Source organism: Peribacillus simplex, assembly GCF_900156045.1.
GTDB lineage: Bacteria > Bacillota > Bacilli > Bacillales > DSM-1321 > Peribacillus > Peribacillus simplex_D.
This window is the reverse complement of the sequence record NZ_FTMX01000005.1, coordinates 1-22,913: the sequence shown is the minus strand read 5'-3', so window position 1 is coordinate 22,913 and position 22,913 is coordinate 1. Positions and strand designations below refer to the sequence as shown.

The following is a 22,913-nucleotide window of genomic DNA, read 5'->3' as shown; positions in this document are numbered from 1 at the left end:
CTTTTTGTGTTGATAAATAAAATATTGATTTTATCCATAAAAAAATCGAGCATTAAGCTCGATCTGTTATCTCTAGAAGTTTGGAAGACCCCTGTCTGGAGTCCATTCCAAGGAGGGACTATACGTGTCACTATAGCTGTTTTTTTCTATCTCTAATTCAGCCTCTACTAAGGTGTTAACGGCTACGAGTCTTCCATCCGTTTCACTAAACTTTTGAGTAACTTCTTCTTTAAACAGACGGTTTACCATTGTTCGATACGTGTACCAATTTTTATCTGTTGGCTTCTTATACTTAACCTTTCTACCGAATTTATGAAATACGACTGCCATATCTGAAATGTCCCTGACTGAAACTTCATAAATAAATTCTTTTCGAGATTTAACCTCTTTTTGCTTTATCTCATCGAATTCATTTCGGCTCCATTTATAAGTGGATACTAATAAAGTTGTTTTAAAGTCTTTGTTGTTTGTCATTGTTGTTACCTCCGTAATTTTGTTTGTTTTTATCTTACGGAGTTGTTATATCGTCTAATATAAAAGTGTAAAGCAAATGAACAATTTTTTTCTGTATGGCTCATTTTAAGCGAGATAAGTATTTATAAAGGTTAATCTTTTTAATGTCTATAAGGGCTGATTATGGGCTCCTGGACGCTATTCTGATTAATGACTAATACGGTAACTCGTCATTGTCATCTTCTAACCAGTTATAAAGGGGAACATCTGAATCTTTCAGTCTTTCTTTAAATTTTTCATGGGGATCAATCACTCCATGTTTGACATTACTTCTATATAAAGTGTTTTCAAGACATGTTCTAAGATATGCTCCAAAGTTTTCTATATCTTTCTTTTGTCTTGCTTCTTCAACTACTCGTACACAGACTTCTATACTAAGTCCCTTGATTCGATATTCGTTAGTTAATTTATAAATAATATCATCATTGTTAACTGTTTCCTTGTTAACAATATAATCTTTTTTTTCTTTATCTTGTTCTTTTTTATTTTTCTTTTTAATACTTGAGCCCTTTTGTAAAGGTTTGCCGGCCCCTTTAGTCAAGGCTAGGTTTTCCCTTTTGTCATAGCTGGGATTTACATTTTGTCTTTCAAGTTCTTGATTTGGTGGTATGTTCAGGTCTTCCCTTTTTTCATACTTAGGATTACTCTCCAATAGTAATTCCTCTACAATCTTATCTGTGATGTGAAAATATTTTTTTGAAGGAACACCCATTACTTTTGTTGCTATGTAACCGGCGACTTCTAATTCTTTAGCAGCCTTAAGTTGCTGTTTGTATGTCAAGGAAGTTTCTTTCTCTAAAGTTTCACTAGTTAAAAAGAAGTATTCTTTGTCCTCTCTTATAGTTAACATGCCTTTGCTGCCGAAACTTTCATAACTTGAACACAACTGTCCAAATATGATGGCTCCATTTACTGATACAGAATGAGCTAAATCTTTGTTGTACATTACAAATCCTTTACCACTTAAAATTGACATTAATTTCATTATAGTCTATCTCCCTTGACACAGAAGAAGTAGATTTGCTACCATGTTTCGTGTAGAAGTTTATTTCTTCTGCGATATTCTTAATAAGAGATGGTAGAGCAGCCAAACTCAATTACCATCTCTTTATTTATTTTAATATAACGAACACACATTCGTACATTAAGTTTAATTTCTTTTAACCTATTTTTATTTTTGTTCAATCTCCGTCCCCCTAAATATTCATGTTAAAATACACTTAGGGAATCTTTTCGGATATAAGAGCAGCTTTTAAGGAGGTTGTTCTTACTGTGAAAGGAAGTATAACTAAAAATAAACAAACAGGAAAATGGGATTTTGTCTTCAATGGTGGAATAGACCCTTTGACAGGTAAACGAAAGCAGATTCGGCGCAGAGGTTTTTTATCTAGAAAAGAAGCTTTAGATGCTATGACACTAGTTAAATCCGAAATTCTTCAAGATGAATTTACTGATTTTTCTTCATTAAGCTTAGAAAAGTTTATGATTGAATGGTTTCAGGGACGTAAAATCCAATTACAGGCGAGCACTTATGAAACTCAATATATTTATTTTAGAACTGTCATAAAGCCTCGCTTAGGTCATTTTAAATTACAAAAAATAACTCCAATGATTCTTCAAAGATTTGTAAATGATTTAGTGAACGAGAACCATTATTCTGAATACACAATTCACCTTATATTCCGTGTCTTAAGTGCAGCTTTAAAAAAGGCAACTATTATTAGACTGATCAAGACGAATCCTTCTATAGGCATTACATTACCTAAAATTAGAAAGAAAGAAATTGAAATATGGTCTCTTGAACAGATAAATTATTTTATAGCAGCCTCTAAACAGACTAAACGATTGACACGTTGCTTTGTAGGTTTCCTTATCGGTTTCCTATGTGGATGCCGTGAAGGCGAAATAATGGGACTTAGATGGAAAGATATAGACTTCGATACTAACACTATATATATACGTCAAACTTTAACTCAAAAGGCTGAAATTAAAGCAGGAGCAAAGAATAATTCTAGTGTTCGGTCAGTTAGTATTCCTGCAAAATTAATACCCGAACTTATATGTCACCGACAAATGATTATTGAAGAAAAACTCTTACTAGGTGAGAAGTATGAAGATAATGATTTAATAATTTGCACACAACATGGAACGCCGATGATTCCACGAAATTTTAGGAAAGAGTTTTACAATTTAACCGATAAAATTGGATTACCTCGAATAAAATTTCACTCATCTAGACATTCTCATGTTTCTCTTCTAATTCAGCAAAATGTAAACGTAAAGCTAATTAGTGAAAGATTAGGTCATGCTGATATTTCTACGACACTTGATATTTACAGTCACGTTTCGCAAAATATGCAGCAAAGTGTAGCAATTGAACTTGATAAAATACTTCAATTGTGACCAATTTTGTGACCATCGCAACATAATACTGGTTGTATCAAAGGCTCTGATACCCTTTCCCATACATGCCCGAAGAAGGTATGGTCGAAGAAGGCGAACTGAAAATCCACCAGGCTTCACATGCCCGCTACTTCGAGGACTTCTTGAAATTCGTCGAATATGGCGAATCGATGCCGGAAATCATGAAAAACCAGGTCATCCACATGGTCCATGAACATGTATCCGCCCAATTCGAAGATAACAGTGACGAACTGCACAAATTCGAACAAGACCTGGAAATCTGGGAAACGAGTGAAAAGCGGGAAATCCAGGAACGTCTTGAAACCCACCAGGTCGTCGAAGCCACAGCCCAGATTGTCGAGCATACACCTGAAGCCGAGCTGCGAATGAAGCTAGGCAGTACATCCATCAAAGGACTGCTAGCCGATTTCGGAGACAGCATCCATTTAGGAAAGATTAATGGGAAGTATGTATTGATGATAGAATCCGATACGATAGAGTTCGATAAAGGTGTTTCGCCGATTGAATTTCATAGGCCAGATGATTTGCAAGTTCTAATTGAAAAAATCATAAATAAAAGTTAAGAAATAGTCCGAGTTTTGTGAGCAAAAATGTGAGCAGTATGTGATCAATTTTAGACCTTAGAATACTATTAATACTCTTAAATCTAACTACTAACTTTTGTTAGTAGTTACTCCAGTTTGTTTATTTTTTCCAATTCCTATTTCCAATTAAGAAGTTGAATATATTTTTTAGAAATGATTGCTTATCAAAAGCCTAAGTAAATACTGCTACTTAGGCTCTTTTCTTAATTTGATTTATACAAAAAGCTCGGTTAGTCAAAAAGCCGAGCTTTTGTTACTCTATTTTTTCCATTTTTTAAAGCATTCATAATAACATTCGTAAATATTTTTCGAAGTTAACTCCTTCTACTTTAGGAATTTGCTCTAAGGAGGAATCATTGATAGCCTCTGTCAGGAATGCCACTGCGAGCTGTACGGATTTTTCTAGGTTCTCTCCACGCATCATGCTTCCCATAATCACAGATGCAAATAAATCACCAGTACCTGAATAGCTTTCACCGTTATACTGCGTCGCACTATAAAAGGTTCTACTTCCGTCCAAATACATATTTCCGATAAACTGCTTCTCTGAATCTGCTGACGGTGGATTCATTCCAGTGATGATAACCTGAGCTCCCGTTTCTTGCTGCAACATATTCCCTGCTTCTTCTATCGCTTTAATATAGTCCTCTTCGTTTGAATAGCTATGCAGCTTTTCATAAGACAATCCGGTTAATAAACAGCACTCTGTAACATTTGGTGTAATGACATCTGCACGCTTCACCAGTTCTCTCATAAGTACCAGTAATTCATCGGTAAAAAGTTTATAGACTTCCCCTATATCCCCCATTACTGGATCAACAAGTAAAATGGTTTCTTTTGTATAAAATTTATCTAAAAAATGGAAAATGTTATCAATTTGCTCTTCACCAGTAACGAAGCCGGTATAGATTCCATCAAAGGTTACATTAAGCTTGCTCCATTCTTCTATGAAGTATTTCATTCTGGATGTAAAATCTTCACAAAAAAAACTTGGATATCCGGTTTGCGCAGTCAATATGGCCGTTGGTAAAGGGCATGCCTGCACGCCCATGACCGAAAGAACCGGAATTGCAGCTGTTAATGAACATTTTCCAAAAGATGATAAATCCTGTAGTACAGCAACTTTTTTCATAATAACCTCCATATGGCCTATCCACTTTAAACTTTATTTATCTTATCATAAATCAGCTGAAAACAGTCATCTCCTCTCTCTTTTCAATACTATAATATCTGTATTTTTTATCAACTGACCTCATAGTTTTTTAATAAATTGACACTTTTATAGACACCAGTCTTTTGCTAAAATCATAGGAAAATTCTAGTTAGGAAGGTTTACAGATATGCAAAATACACAAAGTTATTCAAGGTCAAGTCAAAAAACTATGGATTTAATTATTACCGCAATGTTGATTGCACTTGTGTTCCTATCTACTTTCTTTTTGAATATTAAACTGCCAATTGCCGCAAATGGAGGGTTAGTTCATCTAGGAACAGCTATGCTTTTTATTGCATCTATTTTATTTGGTCCTAAAAAAGCAGCTCTTGCTGGTGCAATAGGAATGGGGTTATTTGATATAGTTGGAGGGTGGACATTGTGGGCACCTATCACCATTGTGGCGCGTGGTTTGCAAGGATACATAGTTGGTAAAATCGCTTGGTCAAAGGGTCGCAACGGTACTAGCAATGCTTTCAATGTAATAGCAACAATCGTTTCCATTCCATTTATGATAGCTGTTTATTATATTGGTGAAGGGATTCTATACGGTAATTGGATTGCACCTTTAGCTTCGATACCTGGAGATCTCGTTCAAAATATATTAGGAATTATCGTTGCCGTTCCAGTTTGTGTGGCTTTGAAAAAGGTTCCTTATTTTAAGTAAATTCGCTATAAAGGTAAACGTCAAGTAGCCCCCAAATACTACATGGATGGTGTATTTCGGGGCTATGTTTTGTTTGCTTCCCTTTTTATCGGTACTCTGCATGCAGAGGGTAAACTAGATGGCCACGACAAGACTTTATCTATTTCTTTTTTTCATTCTTAAGTCTTTTAACGTGAGCTCTCATTTTATCTAATTCCTTTTGTTTCCCTTCTTCATCATTTGCCAATGCAGAAAATAAAGCTATCGTGCCTAATTTGTCGAATTCTACATCTCCAGATCCACCTTTAGTAAAACTAAAGTAATAGTTCCGTAAACGCCTTAGCCATTAATTCGTAGTTAGGTTCATTTACAATTAGCCATTTCCTCGCAGTTCTTTTCTTGGTTTACTCTTTTTCACATTAGAATAGTCCTTTCAATTAAACTATTTATTCTTTTCCTTATACAAAAACAGCATACTTTCTTCTTTGGCTATACACTCGAGAAGCTTCTTTCTAATATTCATTAATATCGATATTCTCCGTTGAAATAACTTCTACATCGGTCATATCCACATCATTAAGATTTATTTTTGACTTTTTATCCAATCAATTATCACTCTCCTGTCCTACATAATAATCTCCAAACAAAATACCTTATCTGAGACTTCTAAGGATTATAAAAATCTTACCAGTTAATTAATTGAACATTGGAATCATTTAATCTTCCTTCAAATATCTCATAAGGATCAATTTGTCCATGCTTCAATTGGCTTTTATTTTAGTAATAGCGAGGTGAGTATTAAGGCAGGTAATTCAGGTAAAAAACCATCGTGATGGAGCAGTAAAAAACAGGACCCAATTCAAAGCTCCAAATGGTAACTATGTTAAACGAGATGCAGCTACAGGACGTACTATGGATCAAAAGACTTCAGGTGGTAAATTTAAAGGTGTTCGTACAGAAAAGTAGGGCATTATTTTATCTCATTCTCACAAATTAAAAAAGCACTTAACCAATATAGGGAAAGTGCTTTTTTTGAATTTATTTATCTTCATCTTTATCTTGCTCATCCTGATCAGTTTTCTTATTTAATTTATCATCAACTGAATCTGTATCAGAAATTGCACTTTCACCAAACCAAATCCCAATTCTTTCTTTTGCATTTAGCTTCACTTCCTCATCGATAAACATTGAAACAGTAATCAATGCTCCAAATAACCCTGAAAAATCATCAGTATATCCACCTGGGACTAGGTCAGGAATTAAATCAATCGGAAGTATGAAATATCCCAATGCACCAATAATTACTGTTTTTGCCCAAACAGGAGTAGTTGGCTTTTGAAGTGTGTAATACAAAAGCAAAGCTACATAAACAACTTTAACCCCTGCCTTTTTGCCGAATTTTTTAATCTTCTTCCAAAATGAATCTTCAGAAAAATTATCTGAGTATTTAGTTGTATCTATTATAATCCTCCCCTTATTCATCATTTAAATTTTACCATAGTAACAGGAATATTCCCCTAATTTCATCCAACCTTCTGCAATTCATCAAATCTTTACATGATTAATACATTTTTTTGGACTTATCTATTTTATAATTAAATTACAATTTAATAATTCATCATCATATGGAGGGTACATCATGGAAATAAATGAAAGGCAACCATTTGAGTCTTTTTTATCACCTCGTCAACTTACTGAGCTAAAAATCTTATCTACTAAAACAAACATAGCTTTCCATGAATTATTAGCAATGCCATCAATAGTCTCACTTCTAGAGAAACTGAACAATACTACCGAACTAAATGATGAGCTTAATAATAAAGAAATGATATTAAGAAATAAAGTTTTCATTAATAAAAATAAAGAAGTATTAAATAAGACACAAAAAGCACTCGACCATTTAGGCTAAGTGCTTTTTCTTTTAATATTTAATTTTTATTGTCATGGTCAGAATGTCCTTATTCGCAATTGCAAAAATTAATGCACTAATTATAGCTGCACCACCCATTGCTACTTTATCTAAATGTAATTAATCTAATAAAATTTGTTTATTTACAGACTTATGTAAGTCCTTTAAGTCTTCAATTTCTTCAAATGCTTCTGTCTTTTCGTTTATAACTAAACAATAAATTATTCAGTTGTTCCTTCTTCAACGTTGTCCCGATTGCTAATTCTCCTTTGTGAAAAAGGAATAACCCTAAAAAAGACAATAAGGAACTAAACCCCTTAAATGCATTTTAAAAAAACTTACAATTATTCCTGTATTCATCATCCCTTAACTACCATTTAGAATTTTCTGGTTTTAATCTGAGATAATTCATTCATCTACTTCTTACTTCCCTTGCTAAAGATTCTATCGAGAAATGATTTCTTTCTCTCAGGAGGCACAGGAAGAAAAAAACGATTCTTACTTATTACATCAAGATAAGGGGTTAATATGTCAGTCTTCTCCTCTACAGAAGTTGCGGTACTTAGCTGTTCTTCAATTTTCGCGAAATGTTTTGCTGTTGAGCCTTTTGAGGTATAGACAAAACGCCCATCCGGGAATTTTTGTGATTGTGCTGTTTCTTTTTCAGTATATGCATGGACAGACGGACGTGCCCAAAAAACATTTTTCCGCACCACACGTGCAGGACTTCCTGCAGCTGCTACATTTGATGGGAGCGATTTTGCGACGAGTGACTTTGCACCCAAAATTGAACCTGTACCAACTTCCACTCCTTTTAGAATCATGACGTCCTGTCCAATCCATATGTGGTCACCTAAGTACACACTCTTTGTTGGGTTAATCCGTTTTCTAGTTGTTCCATCGTAGATCAAATGTGGATCTGCCAAACGAACGACTACACCAGTTGAAAACATATTATCATCACCGATGAATAGATTCTTTTGTTCAGAGAGAATAAATCTCGCAGCTCCATTAAATGAATAGTTGCGACCTAGGAAAAATGTATTGTCATTCCAAACATTGACTCTTATCGTTGCATTGCGTTTGGATTTACCAATGATTATGAGCGAGTTGCTGCCATTAAAACTTAGCGTCGCATCTTTAAATTCCGCTCCACGTTCAATAATTAACCGATTTCCTTCACCAAACAATTTGATTTTACTATTCACAAATGAAATCTCATCTTCGGTATTTCCTATAAAGAGGATTTCATTATCCGTTTCTGGTTTTTGTAATATATTTGAAATGATTTCCATGCAATTCGTACCTCTTTTTCAAAGTGTTGAAAACGTGTTCATTATACATCATTTTTCGCTCAACACAAAGACCGCCTAAGAAAAACGGAAGAGATGTAAAGCTGAAGCCTTCAGATTTTACTATTGATTAGCGCAATTATGCGGAATAGAAATAATTACTTAGGTTTTATATTGACTAAATGTTCATTCAATAATAAAATAATACTGAAAATTCAGTGAAAAATGGAGGGGTTGCATTGGATTTACATTTTGAGATTACTGGCAGTGGTCATCCTGTTGTTCTTATTCATGGCGGTGGTGCTGATTTGAGGCAATGGACATTTTTGGCATCTCTTTTATCTAAGGATTACAAAGTTATTGCTTTTGATGGACGTGGTGCCGGTAAATCACCATCCCCTATTAAACATGCAAACTATGTTGACGATGTATTGGCATTAATGGATTATCTAGAACTTAAACAGGCAACGATTATAGGCCATTCCATGGGCGGACAGATTGCAACTGATTTCGCTCTAAATTACCCTGAAAGAGTATCGAAACTTGTATTAATTGCTCCTTCTTTAACTGGTTTTCCCTATTCAAAGGAGTTTGAACAATATCATGACAAGATATTGAAAAGTGCCCCCAATATAGATAAGATGTTGGCTCTTGCCCTTCATTCACAAACATATCAAGTTGTTATCGATAGTCCGTACAAAGATCTCGCTGTTCAAATGCTCAGGCATCATTTCGGGCGCATGCTTAAGTGGCCCGCTGATTTCTGCATGATATGGCCTCAGCCGCCAGCAATGGGACGATTAAAAGAATTAAACCCTGAAACTTTGTTTTTTATCGGCAAAAAGGACTTGGCAGACAATTTTCGGGTTGCTGATTGTTTCCGTAAGGTTCCAAACATCCGTTTCATCGAACTGGAAGATGCCGATCATATGCTGCCCCTCACCCATTTTGAGGTTTTATATCAAGAATTCACTGCTTTTATGGAGGATTGAAGTTAAAATGCCACGTACACCCGAAGAGAATGACCGCATTCGCCAAGCATCCAAAGAAAAAATCCGTGCCGCAGCCATGGAGTTATTTATGAAAAAAGGATATTACGCTACTTCCATAAGCGATATAGCCAAGAAGGCGGGTATTTCTAAGGGGTTACTTTATAACTATTACAAAGGAAAAGAAGAACTGCTTTCAGAAATGGTCGAGGCCAGAATCCGGGAAGTGGTTGAAGTCATGGAAGAAGCGTTCACCTTAAATACACCTCGTGAACAGCTTGAACATATAGTCAATGGTGCCATTGATAATATCCACAAAAAACCGGAAGTCCACCGCTTCTATCTACACCTGCAAACTCAGCCAGAGGCTGATGAAGAGTTGATAAAATACAGTCATCTCATAATTAAAGCAAATGCTAGACAATTTGAGTTTCAATGTAAGATATTTGAAAGTATGGGGGAAAAGGAACCAAGGAAACGATCGTTATATTTTTCATCTGTGCTACAAGGGATTATGTTGATGATTTCTAGCTACCAACAAGGGTTTCCGGTAGAAGAAATAAAGAACCAGATTATAAGGGAGTTTTGTAACTAGTCTACCATTTAATAGGTCATATCTTGAATAAAGATTAAATGAGGAACTTCAACAATCGGGGCTACAATGGAATAAAAGATTTCTTCAATTGAAAACAATCCCCATGATTAACCTTTTATTATGCCTCAAGTTCAAACAGCAATATAGCTTAATTCTTTTTGATCTTGGTCGGATGATCCATTATAAATAAAATCTCTTCAGAAACCTATCTGAAGAGATTTTTTAGTTTATTCGTAACGGCCGGTTTGAACTAAAACTACTATCACTGCTTAAAGGTATCTTCTGAATAAATGAAGAAGTTACGCTTTATCTCCTTTACATGTTCATCTATTATTTCACTAACAATATTCCGTCGGCAATCGGGCGTTCACCTGTTGCGTCAGAGGGTCTTGTGACTCGATCAGCCCCAACTGTCATGGTCGTCGATCCGCCGCCGTCAAGATTGATGGCATCTACGGCTCCCAATGACTTCATGACTTTTGCACTTTCTTCAAAATTAGCCCCCACACTCCATCCGGGTGCGCGTCCATCGATGGTGACAAATAATAGGTTGCCATTCTCTTTTATTCCTGCAAGCGTTCTAGGATTACGACGTTCCCCAAAACGATAATAAAACCCAGGATCTTCTTCCCAGTGAAAACCTTCCTCTACGGCATTAATGGAAATTTCTCCGTTTTCCAATAAACGAGGACCTCCGTTAATCATGCTAGTGGTTTGATCTAATTTTAATGGCTTTCCATCCTCGAGGATTTCACTCTTCACCTGAATCTTCATCCCTTGTTGGGCATGGTCACGAAGCCATTCTGCCGCTTCCCCCGTTCCCGCAAGAACAGAACCGCTGCTTGGAATTATTCCCCCACGATGGTTACGAATTTCCGCCACTTCCCCGGCATGATTTATTACCACTTCCACACCGTCGCCCGATTCTGTCTTTTCTCCAAATACGGATGTATATTGGATAAGCTCACTTTCATCCATACAAGTAAAATCGTGTTTCGGCCGTTCTGTTGTCGTATCTCCTCCAACACCGCCACAATTGCGGATTAATCCCGGCTTACGATTTAATCCATCCACTTCCCTAACCGCACCATCAGATGAAGTAGCCTGAATTGACGTGGAAACAGATGCAATGTTTGCCTTCTCTTCAACAGAAGATAAGATCAGAGCTGAACGGCCATTTATCGCTTCACTGACAAGTTGACCTTTGCTGGCGAATATACCGGCAAGATCGCCCGGTGTTCCATCCTTGGCCCCAACAACAAAGTATCCAGCATTAACTCCTGCAATGGCATCATTTCTATCAGCCATTTGGGTCAATGTTTCTTTTCCTATCACTGCATCATTTGCTAATTCAGGCACCACATGCCCTTGAAATCGATCCCTATCCACTTCAAGTACGTTCACTACCCATGGTCCTGATGTATTCTCTCCGTCTTCACCCGTATACACAGTCCGTAGACCCGAATATCCCTTTTCCGATAACTTGTTTCTCATTTCGGCTGCATCTGCTTCCTGCTGATATTGGCCGATGCGAACAATGTATCCAAGTGGACCTTTTCCTCGGTCATCCAAGGCCCGATCCGGTTCCTTTATAATGCGAGCATTTTTGAAACCGTCCCTCTTTAAATTTCCCAACAATATCTTTGCCTGCTTTTGTGTTTCCACAAATGCCACATCCACTGTGAAATAGTCTTTAGAAGATGTTTCACCACGATTGATTTTGGTATACGTCACTCCTGGTGCTGGATTCATGGAAGTTCTTTGCTCATGCAAATTAGACGTTCCCAGCGGAAGCACATGATTATTCATTTGCACTTGTGATTGAACATTCAATTCTGCTTGAACTGGAGTTTCCGGAATCGCATTAACAATCATCACTGACGCTAGACTAATAGAGGCGATAGGCAAAATTGGCTTTTTCCATATGTTTTTCATCTTTTTCCTCCAATAAAGTTATGTCATCCTTTAACTTTATTGTCTAAATGTGTTGGAAAATTAAAAAGACCATTATATTTCAGTCAATTTTAAGTGAACGAAAATGAGTATAAATACTCGATAAATATTACAATTCATTTTTGTGAAAGGACAACTTTTGGATATTTTTTCTTTGTACTCAGTAAATCAACCTTTAATTTTAACAAAGCCTTAACCTTGCCTTGCTTCCTAATCATTGGATATCATAAGATATCGAGTGGGATTATCACTTTGGAGGTGAAATTTATGGAGACAGTAAAAAAGAACTTATTATTAATACTAACCGTTTTGTCGGTTATCAATATTATCTGCCTTGCTTCATTCCTTATTGGACTTAGTACCTTGAACTATCCAATTTCAAGCATTTTAACAGATCTTGGTTTGCTATGCCCAATTATCGCAACCTTATCATTCTTTTATTTAGTGATTAAAGTCAAGGGTATAAAGCATTCCACATTAAAGTACTTCCATATCGTAAATGCGGTCACATTTCTTGTCCCAGTATGTATTCTTACTTTTCTTATACTACGTTTCTTGAACGATTGGGATATTTACTTTTAAAAAAACTGCTATTATAAAACCATTTTTTATTCAAACAAAAAAAGCCCTCATTTTTAGGGCTTTTTTTCTAAGCCAATTGCATTTAAGCATTATAGTTTTATTCTCATATATTATTCAAATAGTTTTGCAAAGGTATTTTCACCTGCAATACCGTCTGCAGGTATTCCCTTGGCCCTTTGAAATGCCTTAACCGCTATTTCCGTTCCGCTTCCAAAGATACCATCCATGCCATGTGGATTTTGCCCTTCCAAATAAAGTGCAGCCTGAAGAATATAGGTGATATTCCCTTTCGCCCCTTCCCTAACATTAGGTGATGCCGCTTTTGTTTGGGGTCCCCATATTCCATCAACATTGATCTTTGCACCGTATTGTTTATTTAATTCGGTTTGAAAACCCTTGATCAGCGCTTTTTTAGTATTAGGACCATAATAACCATCAACATCTATTTTTGCATTATACCGGCTATTTAATGTACTTTGGATGGACTTGATAGCTGGATTGCCGCTGTCCTTTGCAGGCGTATCTTTTATAATGACATCCGATTCGACTTGTGTAGCTGGTGGCGTGGTTCCATTCACTTTTGATATCAGTCTAGGCTTTGTTCCCGCTTTTAGCTGGGAATAAGTTAGTCCGCCCGTCATATCCAAGTGTGGATAATCTTTCAAGCTTGACCAATCCCCGCCCCATGCAAAGCCCAAGGTTTTACCAATGGCCGCTACCCGTTTCCATTTTGCATCAACAGTCCATATGGCGTTCTTTCCATTATCGCTGACTATGAAGTAATCAATGGCTAGTCCATAGTTATGGTAAGATTGACCTGGCATCGCATTGGTCACTCTCGGCTTCGATAAATCACTATAGTTTTTACCATCGTAGATATAACCTAGGCGACCTTGACCATATAGCTTTGCTTGATCTTCCATAGACCGATAACCTGCGCTGATTTGGACAAAAATGCCTTCTTCGTATGCCCGTTTAACCATTTCCAATGCTGATTCTTTTACGACTGGATGAATTCCGCTGCCCATATTCTTTTCCGAACGAGCCAATAAAGTTTCTAATTTAACTGCCAATTTTATCACCTCCTAAATATGTTATGGTACTTATTAGGAAATGCTTGTACACCTACCTTGACGTTACAAAAAACGTCCTTTTATGTGGATTTAGGATGGGTTCATCACCATACAATTCTGGTAAAATAACAAAAGCACAACCCTTAATGGGATTGTGCTTTTATTTTATAAAGGCTTATTTTGATTTTCTTTATCTTTACCTTTGCCAATAACCTTTATCAATTCATCCAGCTTTTCATTTCTTTCTTGATCTAATCTTGTCTTTGCATTGATGAATTTTATTATCTTAATAATGAAATAAACACTTAAAACAATAAGTCCTAGATAAAACAAAATCGGTATGATTGCAAGAAGCCCTATTAAACTGCTGGCTTGGTCCATAAATAATCCCTCCTGAATGTAAAATATAGTATTATTATACAGGAAAAACAGGCTAAGTAGACCCCGTTCTAAATTTAGGACGGGGTTAAAATATAGTCGTTTAATTTTCGATATAGTATCTTTCACTGTCCTAAAAAAATATAACAATAAAGTCTTTTAAAAATCTAAGTTTTATTCAACAATCGCACCCTATTCTGGAATAACTAAAATATAGACTAAGTAATTTTCAAGTTCTATCATTAAATAATACATCAATTCTACGACTGTTGAATTATCCTCAGGTGGAATATTAATATCAAATATCCAGAGATTATTATTCAGCATCTCTTAGTCTAAGTAATCGTCCTCATTATGTATATTTACACTATGGTAAATATAATACTTGAATGAATAACGGAAACAGATAATCAATAATATTAAACAACAAATTAATATTATTGATTTATTTTGTTAAAATTTTAAATGTTATTATTTATATTTTCAATACTTTGTTATATAATCGAATCAAATAAAAGAAAGGAATTTCATTATGGCTTATAAAGTAATCACAAATTGTCCTGTCTGCAGTGAAACATTGAAAATTACAAAGTTGCAGTGCTCTCATTGTCATACTACGATTGAAAATGAGTTTGAATTATCTAAGCTGGCATCCTTATCAAATGATCAGCTTCATTTTGTAGAAGTATTTTTAACATGCAGAGGGAATATCAAAGAAGTTGAAAAGGAACTGGGGATTTCGTATCCAACGGTTCGAGGCAAGCTAACAGACATCATTTCATCCCTTGGATATGTACAGAAGAAGAAAAATGAAGTAGACGAGAAAAAAGTTGTCACCATGTTGGAAAATGGTGAAATCACACCAGAAGAAGCTATAAAGCTCTTAAAAGAGGAATAAGGAGGAATTTATCATGAAAGAGGAAATTACAAGAGTGTTAACAATGGTTCAAGAAGGGAAGATTGATGCAGATAAGGGATCAGAACTGATTCAAGTACTAAAAGAGAAAGAAGAAACAGGGAATAAGCTTTTTGAAAAACCGACTAAATATTTGGATAAAACATTAAAAATTCGTGTTGTATCAGCCGAAAATGATAACGTCACGGTCAATTTGCCTATAAAACTCGTCAAGGTTGTATTAATGGCTGGACACAGCATCGCAGCTAGTATTCCTCAATCGGAAAAGTACGTTAAAGATATAAACATAAACCTTATTATTGAAGCAATCGAAAACGAATTAGATGGCCAAATTGTTGATATTAAATCGGCAAACGGGGATACCGTTTCGGTCATCATTGATTAGTGATTTGCTTATGATGCATGTAAAAGTAAAAGCAAAAGACGTTCGGTTTTCCATCCCAATTCCATATGCTATTTTAAACATCGTTATTTCAATTTTGACTTCAAAATTTTTTCAGCAAAATGCAAACAAATGGACAAAAGAGCAGTTCGAAAGAAAAAAACTGGACTTTACCTTTCCACTAATAGACAAAAAAACGCTAAAGCCTATCGTCAAGGAACTGAAAAATTATAAAGGGATCGTGCTAGTAGATGTCAAAGCTAAGGACGGCACTGAGGTTAAGGTTAGACTATAATTTTATGTAGGAAACACCTTGATTAAAATATCCTTCCATTTAAAGAGGAGTGACATTTAATCAACTTATAAAAAGCTCATACTTAGCGAAATAAAATAACTCCATTTTTGAATCGATCCAAAATGGGGTTTTTCCATTTGGCCGATCTTTATTTTAAAGCTACAAAATTGTTCTTATGAAATTTACTTATCGTGCAACATATACTAAAACAGATGCAAATAATCTCCTAAAGTCACAGCGTCAGTTCCAAAAATCATCCAGCCTCCAGCACACTTCGCCAATCCTCAACCAGCTTTCGATTATTTTTCATTCGTATTGTTGCGTATTTTCAACCTCCAACCTTAAGAAAAACTGTCTTATAAACATTCAGTCATCACGGTTGAATGTTTTTTCATCTTTATATTTGCACTAATACATCCTAATCTACAACTGCATGTCCAAATAAAAAAGGCAGCCACAAGGACTGCCTCTGTTGAACAACTTTTTACGTTGCTTCATTCTTTTAGTGATTAATGGTTACGGCGCTTGTCCTTTTTGCATTTGCATTTACATTTACATTTACAATGTTTCCCAGGAAACCATACTGTACTGGGATCATTTTCCTCATAACATTTTTCCTCATAACAACAATTTATCTCCATCCTAACAACCTCCTTACTATTGTATATGCATGGACTGTTGGAATGTGTGGACAAGTTGCTAAAAGTTTAGAAGTGAATGCAAATTAATTCATTTCCATGATTCTAGACGATTTCCAATGTATTTAAAGCAAACTGAAATCTCCCCAATTTGTTGGCGTTTTTCGCATCTTTAGATACATATATTAAATTCTTTCTTCATCGTATTTGTCCCTGCTTCCATGTTCGCTTCATCGATGATTCCTGAATTCTTTTGTTCCAGCAAGAAAATCATGTCAACAAATAATAAATTATACTTTGGCAGCCATGTTGGGTTTCTCCGGGGAGGTATGCTTCGATTTTCATATTTCCAACTGTTAACGGTGTTGCTATTGATTCCTGTGAAGGATCAGGAGTTATAATAGTTGAACTCTTTTGCCAATTTTCCAGTTCCTATCTGTTTACATAATTATATTATGAGATATTAAAAGAGAGGTCATATTTATTTGAACTCAAATTTGGAAGTATAACTATAATACAGGAAGGTAGCAATATACGAAAAAAGTTAAAAAAAGGATTTTTAATCTTGTTAGCTGGTTTATGACGTTCATTACATTTCGATACAGGCTTATACAGGCATTAGTGGCTCAAAAAATAATAAACGGTAAGTACTGCTCTCTTCCGAAATATCTTTAATGGATAAATCTGTTGTTTTTATTAAGGTCGCAGCTCTCTGTATTCTCTCATTTTGAACAAACTCTGAGTAACTTACACCTGATTCCAAGACTAATATCCGAGACAAGTGCCTACCAAACATATGAAAATGACTCGCTGCATCAGTAAGTTTTAAAGGTTGTGTTGGATGATCCTTGATAAACAATTTCGCTATATTAAAAAGTGAAGAAACCGTTTTAAGAAAGGTGAAGAATATCATCATGTAAATGAGACACAAAGGTTTGCACTAACGAAAGAATGAGATAATAAGCCAATTTTTTTAGCATTTCTTCGAAAAAGGCTTGTTCGGTCTTTGTCGCTTGGATAAGCTGGGATTTCCAAATTAGCGTAGCCATCGTTTCCTTCTAGTATGCCAATTGAAAATGGTTCTGATCTATCAAAGATCCCTGACCTTATCTTGCCTCTTCTCCTTGGCTACATTAAGACCAACTACCGGATAGTTTATTTCCTTCATTAATATATGAGTACCCTATTCCTCCAAGCAGTGTCATAGCTTTTCTCCAACCAGCCTTAAACATGTTTCTACAAGTAGGGATGACAGCTCGATTCAAGGAGTTTAGCAAACTTTCGAAAGTTATTGACAATGATTATCATTCCTATTAATATGTTGATGTAGTCATTGAAAATGAATATCATTATTAATTAGGTATTTTTTGGTATATTTTTCACCTACACTATAATTAATAAGGAGAAAATCAGAATGAAAAAGCTATACATACCCTTCCTGCTCTTGTTCGTACTTATTCTCAGTGCTTGTGGGAACAAAGAGACAGCGAACGAAGATAATGAATCCAAGACAAAAAAAGCAACAGTTACGTATCAATCAGAAACTGGTCCTGTTGAGATTCCTAAAAATCCAAAAAGAATAATTGCTCTCTCTAATGGACCTAATGTATTGGCTTTAGAAGGTAATGTGGTCGGGATCGATCAATGGACTAATATGAATCCCCTTTTTCAAGAAAGACTAAAGGGTGTCGAAGTCGTATCAGAAGATAACCTGGAGAAAATCATTGAACTGGAACCGGACCTAATCATAGCGGGATCCGAGATGAAAAATATTGCAAAGCTAAATGAAATTGCTCCAACTGTAGTATTCACTTGGGGGAAATTAGATTATTTATCACAGCAAATTGAAATCGGAAAACTATTAAATAAAGAAAAGGAAGCAAAAGAATGGGTTAATGATTTCAAAACGCGTGCCGAATCCGCAGGAAAAGAGATACGTGCAAAAATTGGTGAAGATGCAACCGTTTCTGTGATTGAAAATGATGCCAAAGAGTTTTATGTATTCGGAAATAATTATGCACGTGGAACAGAAATATTGTATCAAGCAATGGACTTGAAAATGCCTGAAAAAGTAAAAGAAAAAGCACTTAAATCCGGCATTTATGTCCTCTCATCGGAAGTGCTTCCTGAGTATACTGGAGATTATATTATCTTTAGTAAAAACCCGGATGTGGTTAATTCATTTGTGGAGACTGACACGTGGAAAAATATACCTGCCGTTAAGAACGATCGTATATTTGAAATAAATAGTAAAGCATCCACATACAGTGACCCAATCACTCTAGAACACCTTCTGGAATTTTTCGAAAAATCATTTCTTAACAAATAGTATGCAAAGCAGGAATTCTTTAAATAAGAATTCCTGCTTTAATGTGGTTTATACTTGAACTTCTTCTTAGAAAAACAAAAAGCACCTGTGCCAAAAGACAATCAGTGTTAAATCTAGCTCTAGCTGATATTCATATCAACAATGAAAAGACCTTACCTTTGGCGTTAAGGTCATACAAAAAAACAAGCTTTTCTTGTCCACCGTTATTCTTTCTTAAGGTATTCTTCTAAAATACTCAATTCATTTTTTCAATTTATACGCAACAATTTTCCCATCTGGATAATCACCATTCCAACCGCAAGGAAAAGCACCGAATTGATATATGTCAAATAATTCTTCAAAAAAGGAACTATTCTTTCCATTTATTGCTCTATTGATAGCACAATTAGTAAGATCAGCCACAACATCGTTATAAAATAAATTATATTCAAATGGGCTTTCTCTTACATTCTTAGAGATTATTTCTAATAATGCTTCCAATCCCTCCGGCTTTTCATCTTCTGGCATTGCATAATAACTACCCCAAACTTCACTCATTTCTAATTCCCTGATATCTTTCCAATTATATTCGTCTTCACCAAATATTTCATCATAAGCTAAGTGCTCTGCTGTTTTTATATCATTAATAAAAACAATTTTATCTGAAATATTATTAGAAAGTTTTCCTTGAAAGTTTTTCGAAAACTGTATCACTTCTTCAACAAAATGATTATATATACCATAATTCATTACTTATTATACCACCTTTCCCATAGGTCGACTGTTGCCCCCCCCTCCTCTTTTCCATACAGGGGTTCCAATCTCCTTTTCCATTCTTTCAATTTTATACTGTTCCAACCCAATTTCTTTTATCCTCTTAAGCTCAGTTTCAAGATAAGCATCTTTCATGTATAATGGTAATCCCTTTTCTTGAAGTGTTCTTAACTTTTGTTGCAATTCAAAAACTTGCATTTCTATTTTAGATATATCTTGACTAACATCTATTTCGTCTAATTTTTTTCTAACAAAATTACTATAAACTGAGTGATATCCTTTATGTCTAGAAGTAGTACTAATATCAGCATCAGGTACTCGAAGAAAAAATCCATTTGAGGCATCGTCCATATCCATTCCTATTTTTATTAATACAGGATGACTTCTAAATTCCTTTGGAATAATATGTTGTGCTTGATAGGGCGTTCTTTTTGTAGTTTTAGGTAGACCCATTTCTTCAAACATATTTTTCCCTAATTTTGTAGAACTACCTCCTGTCACCTTTCCAGGACTACCAGGAATAAGCCTTTTAACTTTACCCGTACCCTTAGGAACACTCTCCCCTGAAACACCCTCTACTTTTCTATCCTTCACCGTGAATTTCTGATAGGCTTCCTTAATTGTCTGCTTTTCCATCATAACTTGGCGAAGGGTTGGTCCTCCTGCGAGGGATACTTGTTCCATACTTATCCGTTTAGGGATTTCTTTTTTACCGATTGCTTCACCTATATTTTTTAACGTGGTTTTTCCTGATCTCGCTATGTCTGTTATTGTATCTTGAGCCTTCTGAACCTGCCTTTGCGCAAATTCCTTGCTGTAAGGGACGAACTTTGTACCACTTGCTAATATTTCCCTTAGCCACCTTGCCTGAAGTAATTCTATATGATTTTAAGTCCTCACAGCCTATTATTTGAGGAACCGATAGATGATACATATTCTATACAATGAAAAGACCTTAACTTTTACGTTAAGGTCATTCGAACAGGCTTTTTTTGCCCTACATCATTCTTTCTTAAGGTATTCTTCTAAAATACTCTTATCATATTCAGATTCAGGTAAAAGGCCCAAACGAGTATATTCCCAAATAACCCTTCTTTCATGATCATCTGCATCTGATAGATCTTCATAATCATAGTCAACCTTAAATTTCCCTGTATTTTCTAAAGTGAAAGTTAAATTGGTCCATTGTTCTTGATTATTATTTTTAAATTCATCTGACAATAGTTTTAATTCATCTAATAATTGATACCATAATTTATCGTATTCTTCTTCATTAAAACTATATATTTCAGGTATATCATGACTATAAATAGGCACTTCACTTTTAGAGGTATAATAAAAAAAGAATGCAGTACCGGTACCTTCAGCAATTTCACCGTACATTAATACCTTTGACCATTCCTCTGGTATAGTTTCATTAATAGTTTGAGCTATTTGTTGATAAATACTATTAAGTTTAATTTCATTCATACTTACCTACCTCCTGATTTATTTTCAAACATTCTTCTCTCCCAACGACTATTATCAATCTTATAATTTATTCTAAAACTAGCGGGCCGCTTAGAGTCTCCTTTATAAACTGGAGTAATTTTCACTTCAACTGTTTTAGGAGGATTACTGTCTAAAGCTTTTGCCCAAGATATTTCGAGTTTTTTCCATTCTCCCATATTCAGGTTTGCATTCATAGGAACAAGGTTGTCTAAATGACCAGACCCTTTAAATATGCTGGCGATTAAGTGGCCCCCTTGATCATCTGGCAAGCGGTCTTCTCTTCCAGCAATCCGCTGTGCATAATTGTTTCGTTTGCCACTGCCTAAGTCGAGAGAACCTTCTACACTTGTTATCCGACCCTTTTCGTCCGTTTTATATACATGACCTCCAGGGGATGTATATTCAATATTCGGTTTTAAAACTTTCTTCATTCGTTCTCTTGTATAGTGCTTTCCATACGCCACTTTTGTAATTTCATTCGATCCTTTTGCTAGCACTACTTTGCCTGTACCCTTACCACCATCACTCTTTACCGCAAACTTCTGTACTATATCCTTAATAGCCGTTTTATCAAAAGTCACATGCTTGTAGTTGTTTCCATACGCCGTGGCTAACTCTTCGACTCTGATACGAAGAGGTACTTCCACATTGCCGATTTGCCGGCCGAATGCTTGAGCCTTCTGAACCTGCCTTTGCGCAAATTCCTTGCTGTAAGGGACGAACTTTGTACCACTCGCCACTTTATCAACGACCTTCGCCGCACCTGCCACACCGCCGATTCCGAGTGCCATCAACAGGCCGTTCTGGCGCTGTTCCTCGGTCAGCTGGTTGCCGAACATGTCTTTGCCGGTGGCCGCTTCGCCGAGGCCATTGGCTGCGAGGAGTCCGTATATCCCGTACTCGGTTTTCTGGAGGAGGCTAAAGCCTTTTGTCGTTTTATAGGCATCGAGCGCGTGGTTCGCCGCGTTGAGTCCTTTGGCGGTTTTGTAGATGGCGCTGCCGCCTTTGATGGCACGGCCGGCCCAGCCGACGACGGGGATGAATCCAGCGGCTGCCATGGCGCCGGCGGCGATTCGTTCGGCATCGGACAGCTTGCGGCCGGTTACTGGATCGACTCCGGTTGAGGCCCTGATAGAATCATAATATCCCGTGAATTCCCCTGTAAAGGTTTTTGTCGTATCCCAGGCCTTTTCGTACCATGGGCGGTTTTCGAGTTCTTCCATTTCCCGTTCGATTTTCCGGGCTTCTGCTTGCTGCTTTTTGAAGGTCTGATAGTCTTTCATCTGACCGGCGACTTCATCCTTCACTTGATAGACGTCACTGTTCTTGAATGCCGATTGGTTGAACGTCACCGGCGAAACGTTGCCGTCCTGTTTGGTGGCATCAAGCAAGGCGCGGAAGAGGCCAACGGCCACGTTTTCCTGCCCGACGGATACATCATATTCCTCGACCAATTGCCGGTCGACATTCTCGACCTTTGTCACGGTGTCATCCAGCCTTTGTCCGGCCAGCGTGATTTTTTCATTAAAACCCTTTTGGTCGAACCTATCAAGAGGCAGAATATCGTCAATGCTGTCGAGGATCCTTTGAAGATCGTTTGCTTGTTGATCGACAAGCGACTTCGCTTGGTTGATGCCGTTCGAGACTTCGCCATCTAAAAAGGGAACCTCGACCACCGTATTTCCGGAGAGGTCCGCCTCTTCCAGACTGGCTGGAATGCCTTCCAAAAAGCTGATTTGGGTCGTGAATAGCTCCATCCAGGCATCCGCCACCTCGATTTGCGCTTCATAGAAGCTTTTGATGGCAGTGGCACCGGCTCCTTGAAACTCGTTATCCAGGCCGACGATGCCCTGAAATTCCTTTTTCAGGGCTGTGACTTCCTTCTTTAGTTCTTCATATTGCTTGGCGCGCGACTTGGTTGCGGCCGTCAATGTCTTGGCTTCATATATTTTCATCGC

General features: G+C 36.5%; 23 protein-coding genes and 1 pseudogene. 11 read left to right on the top strand and 13 right to left on the bottom strand.

Annotated features, from left to right (window positions below; all coding sequences use genetic code 11):
• Nucleotides 1-72: 72 nt before the first annotated feature.
• Nucleotides 73-474: a hypothetical protein gene (locus tag BW986_RS17160; RefSeq protein ID WP_076369094.1), complete on the bottom strand. Its 402-nt coding sequence runs from the start codon at nt 472-474 to the stop codon at nt 73-75.
• Nucleotides 475-667: 193 nt separating this feature from the next.
• Entirely contained in the window at nt 668-1,498 is an 831-nt protein-coding gene (locus BW986_RS17155) for a hypothetical protein (RefSeq protein WP_076369093.1), read from the bottom strand.
• A gap of 287 nt (nt 1,499-1,785) precedes the next feature.
• Here BW986_RS17155 and BW986_RS17150 point away from each other — a divergent pair, with 287 nt between their 5' ends.
• Nucleotides 1,786-2,916 carry a site-specific integrase gene (locus tag BW986_RS17150; RefSeq protein WP_076369092.1) on the top strand — a complete coding sequence of 377 codons (1,131 nt, stop codon included), beginning with the start codon at nt 1,786-1,788 and terminating at the stop codon, nt 2,914-2,916.
• Between the two features lie 56 nt (nt 2,917-2,972).
• A pseudogene (locus BW986_RS17145) lies at nt 2,973-3,500 on the top strand (DUF3898 domain-containing protein); the annotation flags it as partial.
• Between the two features lie 304 nt (nt 3,501-3,804).
• Here the strand turns inward: BW986_RS17145 and BW986_RS17140 are convergent.
• On the bottom strand, nt 3,805-4,653 hold the full coding sequence (locus BW986_RS17140) for a pyridoxamine kinase (RefSeq protein ID WP_076369091.1): 849 nt from the start codon (nt 4,651-4,653) through the stop codon (nt 3,805-3,807).
• Nucleotides 4,654-4,861: 208 nt separating this feature from the next.
• Here BW986_RS17140 and BW986_RS17135 point away from each other — a divergent pair, with 208 nt between their 5' ends.
• Nucleotides 4,862-5,401, top strand: coding sequence for an ECF transporter S component (locus BW986_RS17135; protein ID WP_048681565.1), 540 nt, complete (start codon nt 4,862-4,864; stop codon nt 5,399-5,401).
• A gap of 1,017 nt (nt 5,402-6,418) precedes the next feature.
• Here BW986_RS17135 and BW986_RS17130 read toward each other — a convergent pair.
• A complete protein-coding gene (locus BW986_RS17130; protein WP_081395675.1) occupies nt 6,419-6,865 on the bottom strand; it encodes a YkvA family protein in 447 nt (148 codons plus the stop codon).
• Nucleotides 6,866-7,019: 154 nt separating this feature from the next.
• On the opposite strand from BW986_RS17130, the gene BW986_RS17125 reads away from it, so the two are divergent.
• Complete coding sequence (locus tag BW986_RS17125) at nt 7,020-7,289, top strand: hypothetical protein (protein WP_076369090.1); 270 nt, start codon at nt 7,020-7,022, stop codon at nt 7,287-7,289.
• Nucleotides 7,290-7,705: 416 nt separating this feature from the next.
• Here the strand turns inward: BW986_RS17125 and BW986_RS17120 are convergent, their stop codons facing one another.
• Nucleotides 7,706-8,584, bottom strand: coding sequence for an acyltransferase (locus BW986_RS17120; RefSeq protein WP_076369089.1), 879 nt, complete (start codon nt 8,582-8,584; stop codon nt 7,706-7,708).
• Between the two features lie 236 nt (nt 8,585-8,820).
• Between BW986_RS17120 and BW986_RS17115 the strand changes: the two genes are divergently transcribed.
• Nucleotides 8,821-9,573 carry an alpha/beta fold hydrolase gene (locus BW986_RS17115; RefSeq protein ID WP_076369088.1) on the top strand — a complete coding sequence of 251 codons (753 nt, stop codon included), beginning with the start codon at nt 8,821-8,823 and terminating at the stop codon, nt 9,571-9,573.
• 7 nt (nt 9,574-9,580) lie between these two features.
• Nucleotides 9,581-10,165, top strand: coding sequence for a TetR/AcrR family transcriptional regulator (locus BW986_RS17110; RefSeq protein ID WP_076369087.1), 585 nt, complete (start codon nt 9,581-9,583; stop codon nt 10,163-10,165).
• Nucleotides 10,166-10,495: 330 nt separating this feature from the next.
• On the opposite strand, the gene BW986_RS17105 is transcribed toward BW986_RS17110, so the two are convergent.
• A complete protein-coding gene (locus tag BW986_RS17105; protein WP_076369086.1) occupies nt 10,496-12,100 on the bottom strand; it encodes a phosphodiester glycosidase family protein in 1,605 nt (534 codons plus the stop codon).
• Between the two features lie 285 nt (nt 12,101-12,385).
• Here BW986_RS17105 and BW986_RS17100 point away from each other — a divergent pair, with 285 nt between their 5' ends.
• Nucleotides 12,386-12,700, top strand: a complete 315-nt coding sequence (locus tag BW986_RS17100; protein ID WP_076369085.1) for a hypothetical protein — start codon at nt 12,386-12,388, stop codon at nt 12,698-12,700.
• Between the two features lie 110 nt (nt 12,701-12,810).
• Here the strand turns inward: BW986_RS17100 and BW986_RS17095 are convergent, their stop codons facing one another.
• Nucleotides 12,811-13,773, bottom strand: a complete 963-nt coding sequence (locus BW986_RS17095; protein ID WP_081395674.1) for a peptidoglycan-binding protein — start codon at nt 13,771-13,773, stop codon at nt 12,811-12,813.
• Nucleotides 13,774-13,938: 165 nt separating this feature from the next.
• Nucleotides 13,939-14,154 carry a hypothetical protein gene (locus BW986_RS17090; protein ID WP_076369084.1) on the bottom strand — a complete coding sequence of 72 codons (216 nt, stop codon included), beginning with the start codon at nt 14,152-14,154 and terminating at the stop codon, nt 13,939-13,941.
• Between the two features lie 529 nt (nt 14,155-14,683).
• Here BW986_RS17090 and BW986_RS17085 point away from each other — a divergent pair.
• The 3 genes from BW986_RS17085 to BW986_RS17075 are packed head-to-tail and all read left to right on the top strand — an operon-like array spanning nt 14,684 to nt 15,744.
• On the top strand, nt 14,684-15,049 hold the full coding sequence (locus tag BW986_RS17085) for a DUF2089 domain-containing protein (protein ID WP_076369083.1): 366 nt from the start codon (nt 14,684-14,686) through the stop codon (nt 15,047-15,049).
• 13 nt (nt 15,050-15,062) lie between these two features.
• A complete protein-coding gene (locus tag BW986_RS17080) occupies nt 15,063-15,452 on the top strand; it encodes an SHOCT-like domain-containing protein (protein ID WP_076369082.1) in 390 nt (129 codons plus the stop codon).
• Nucleotides 15,453-15,462: 10 nt separating this feature from the next.
• Nucleotides 15,463-15,744, top strand: coding sequence for a hypothetical protein (locus BW986_RS17075; RefSeq protein ID WP_076369081.1), 282 nt, complete (start codon nt 15,463-15,465; stop codon nt 15,742-15,744).
• Nucleotides 15,745-17,272: 1,528 nt separating this feature from the next.
• On the opposite strand, the gene BW986_RS30290 is transcribed toward BW986_RS17075, so the two are convergent.
• On the bottom strand, nt 17,273-17,431 hold the full coding sequence (locus BW986_RS30290; RefSeq protein ID WP_179086105.1) for a hypothetical protein: 159 nt from the start codon (nt 17,429-17,431) through the stop codon (nt 17,273-17,275).
• Nucleotides 17,432-17,796: 365 nt separating this feature from the next.
• On the opposite strand from BW986_RS30290, the gene BW986_RS17070 reads away from it, so the two are divergent.
• A complete protein-coding gene (locus tag BW986_RS17070; RefSeq protein ID WP_076369080.1) occupies nt 17,797-18,711 on the top strand; it encodes an iron-hydroxamate ABC transporter substrate-binding protein in 915 nt (304 codons plus the stop codon).
• A 240-nt stretch (nt 18,712-18,951) separates the two neighbouring features.
• Here BW986_RS17070 and BW986_RS17065 read toward each other — a convergent pair whose 3' ends face one another.
• The 4 genes from BW986_RS17065 to BW986_RS17050 all read right to left on the bottom strand — a co-directional run.
• Complete coding sequence (locus BW986_RS17065; protein ID WP_076369079.1) at nt 18,952-19,440, bottom strand: hypothetical protein; 489 nt, start codon at nt 19,438-19,440, stop codon at nt 18,952-18,954.
• A 6-nt stretch (nt 19,441-19,446) separates the two neighbouring features.
• On the bottom strand, nt 19,447-20,148 hold the full coding sequence (locus tag BW986_RS17060; RefSeq protein WP_260320884.1) for an AHH domain-containing protein: 702 nt from the start codon (nt 20,146-20,148) through the stop codon (nt 19,447-19,449).
• Nucleotides 20,149-20,466: 318 nt separating this feature from the next.
• Nucleotides 20,467-20,934, bottom strand: coding sequence for an antitoxin YezG family protein (locus tag BW986_RS17055; protein WP_076369078.1), 468 nt, complete (start codon nt 20,932-20,934; stop codon nt 20,467-20,469).
• A gap of 2 nt (nt 20,935-20,936) precedes the next feature.
• Nucleotides 20,937-22,913: DNA/RNA non-specific endonuclease (locus tag BW986_RS17050; protein WP_076369077.1), on the bottom strand; the 1,977-nt coding region annotated here is incomplete at its 5' end.

Excerpts from the sequence above, each read along its gene's own strand:
- BW986_RS17090 (WP_076369084.1), bottom strand. The coding sequence starts at position 14,154 with ATGGACCAAGCCAGCAGTTTAATAGGGCTTCTTGCAATCATACCGATT.
- BW986_RS17055 (WP_076369078.1), bottom strand. The coding sequence starts at position 20,934 with ATGAATGAAATTAAACTTAATAGTATTTATCAACAAATAGCTCAAACT.
- BW986_RS17075 (WP_076369081.1), top strand. The coding sequence starts at position 15,463 with ATGATGCATGTAAAAGTAAAAGCAAAAGACGTTCGGTTTTCCATCCCA.
- BW986_RS17155 (WP_076369093.1), bottom strand. The coding sequence starts at position 1,498 with ATGAAATTAATGTCAATTTTAAGTGGTAAAGGATTTGTAATGTACAAC.
- BW986_RS17130 (WP_081395675.1), bottom strand. The coding sequence starts at position 6,865 with ATGATGAATAAGGGGAGGATTATAATAGATACAACTAAATACTCAGAT.
- BW986_RS30290 (WP_179086105.1), bottom strand. The coding sequence starts at position 17,431 with ATGGCTACGCTAATTTGGAAATCCCAGCTTATCCAAGCGACAAAGACC.
- BW986_RS17110 (WP_076369087.1), top strand. The coding sequence starts at position 9,581 with ATGCCACGTACACCCGAAGAGAATGACCGCATTCGCCAAGCATCCAAA.
- BW986_RS17125 (WP_076369090.1), top strand. The coding sequence starts at position 7,020 with ATGGAAATAAATGAAAGGCAACCATTTGAGTCTTTTTTATCACCTCGT.
- BW986_RS17085 (WP_076369083.1), top strand. The coding sequence starts at position 14,684 with ATGGCTTATAAAGTAATCACAAATTGTCCTGTCTGCAGTGAAACATTG.
- BW986_RS17105 (WP_076369086.1), bottom strand. The coding sequence starts at position 12,100 with ATGAAAAACATATGGAAAAAGCCAATTTTGCCTATCGCCTCTATTAGT.
- BW986_RS17160 (WP_076369094.1), bottom strand. The coding sequence starts at position 474 with ATGACAAACAACAAAGACTTTAAAACAACTTTATTAGTATCCACTTAT.
- BW986_RS17120 (WP_076369089.1), bottom strand. The coding sequence starts at position 8,584 with ATGGAAATCATTTCAAATATATTACAAAAACCAGAAACGGATAATGAA.
- BW986_RS17140 (WP_076369091.1), bottom strand. The coding sequence starts at position 4,653 with ATGAAAAAAGTTGCTGTACTACAGGATTTATCATCTTTTGGAAAATGT.
- BW986_RS17080 (WP_076369082.1), top strand. The coding sequence starts at position 15,063 with ATGAAAGAGGAAATTACAAGAGTGTTAACAATGGTTCAAGAAGGGAAG.
- BW986_RS17100 (WP_076369085.1), top strand. The coding sequence starts at position 12,386 with ATGGAGACAGTAAAAAAGAACTTATTATTAATACTAACCGTTTTGTCG.
- BW986_RS17135 (WP_048681565.1), top strand. The coding sequence starts at position 4,862 with ATGCAAAATACACAAAGTTATTCAAGGTCAAGTCAAAAAACTATGGAT.
- BW986_RS17060 (WP_260320884.1), bottom strand. The coding sequence starts at position 20,148 with ATGGAACAAGTATCCCTCGCAGGAGGACCAACCCTTCGCCAAGTTATG.
- BW986_RS17065 (WP_076369079.1), bottom strand. The coding sequence starts at position 19,440 with ATGAATTATGGTATATATAATCATTTTGTTGAAGAAGTGATACAGTTT.
- BW986_RS17070 (WP_076369080.1), top strand. The coding sequence starts at position 17,797 with ATGAAAAAGCTATACATACCCTTCCTGCTCTTGTTCGTACTTATTCTC.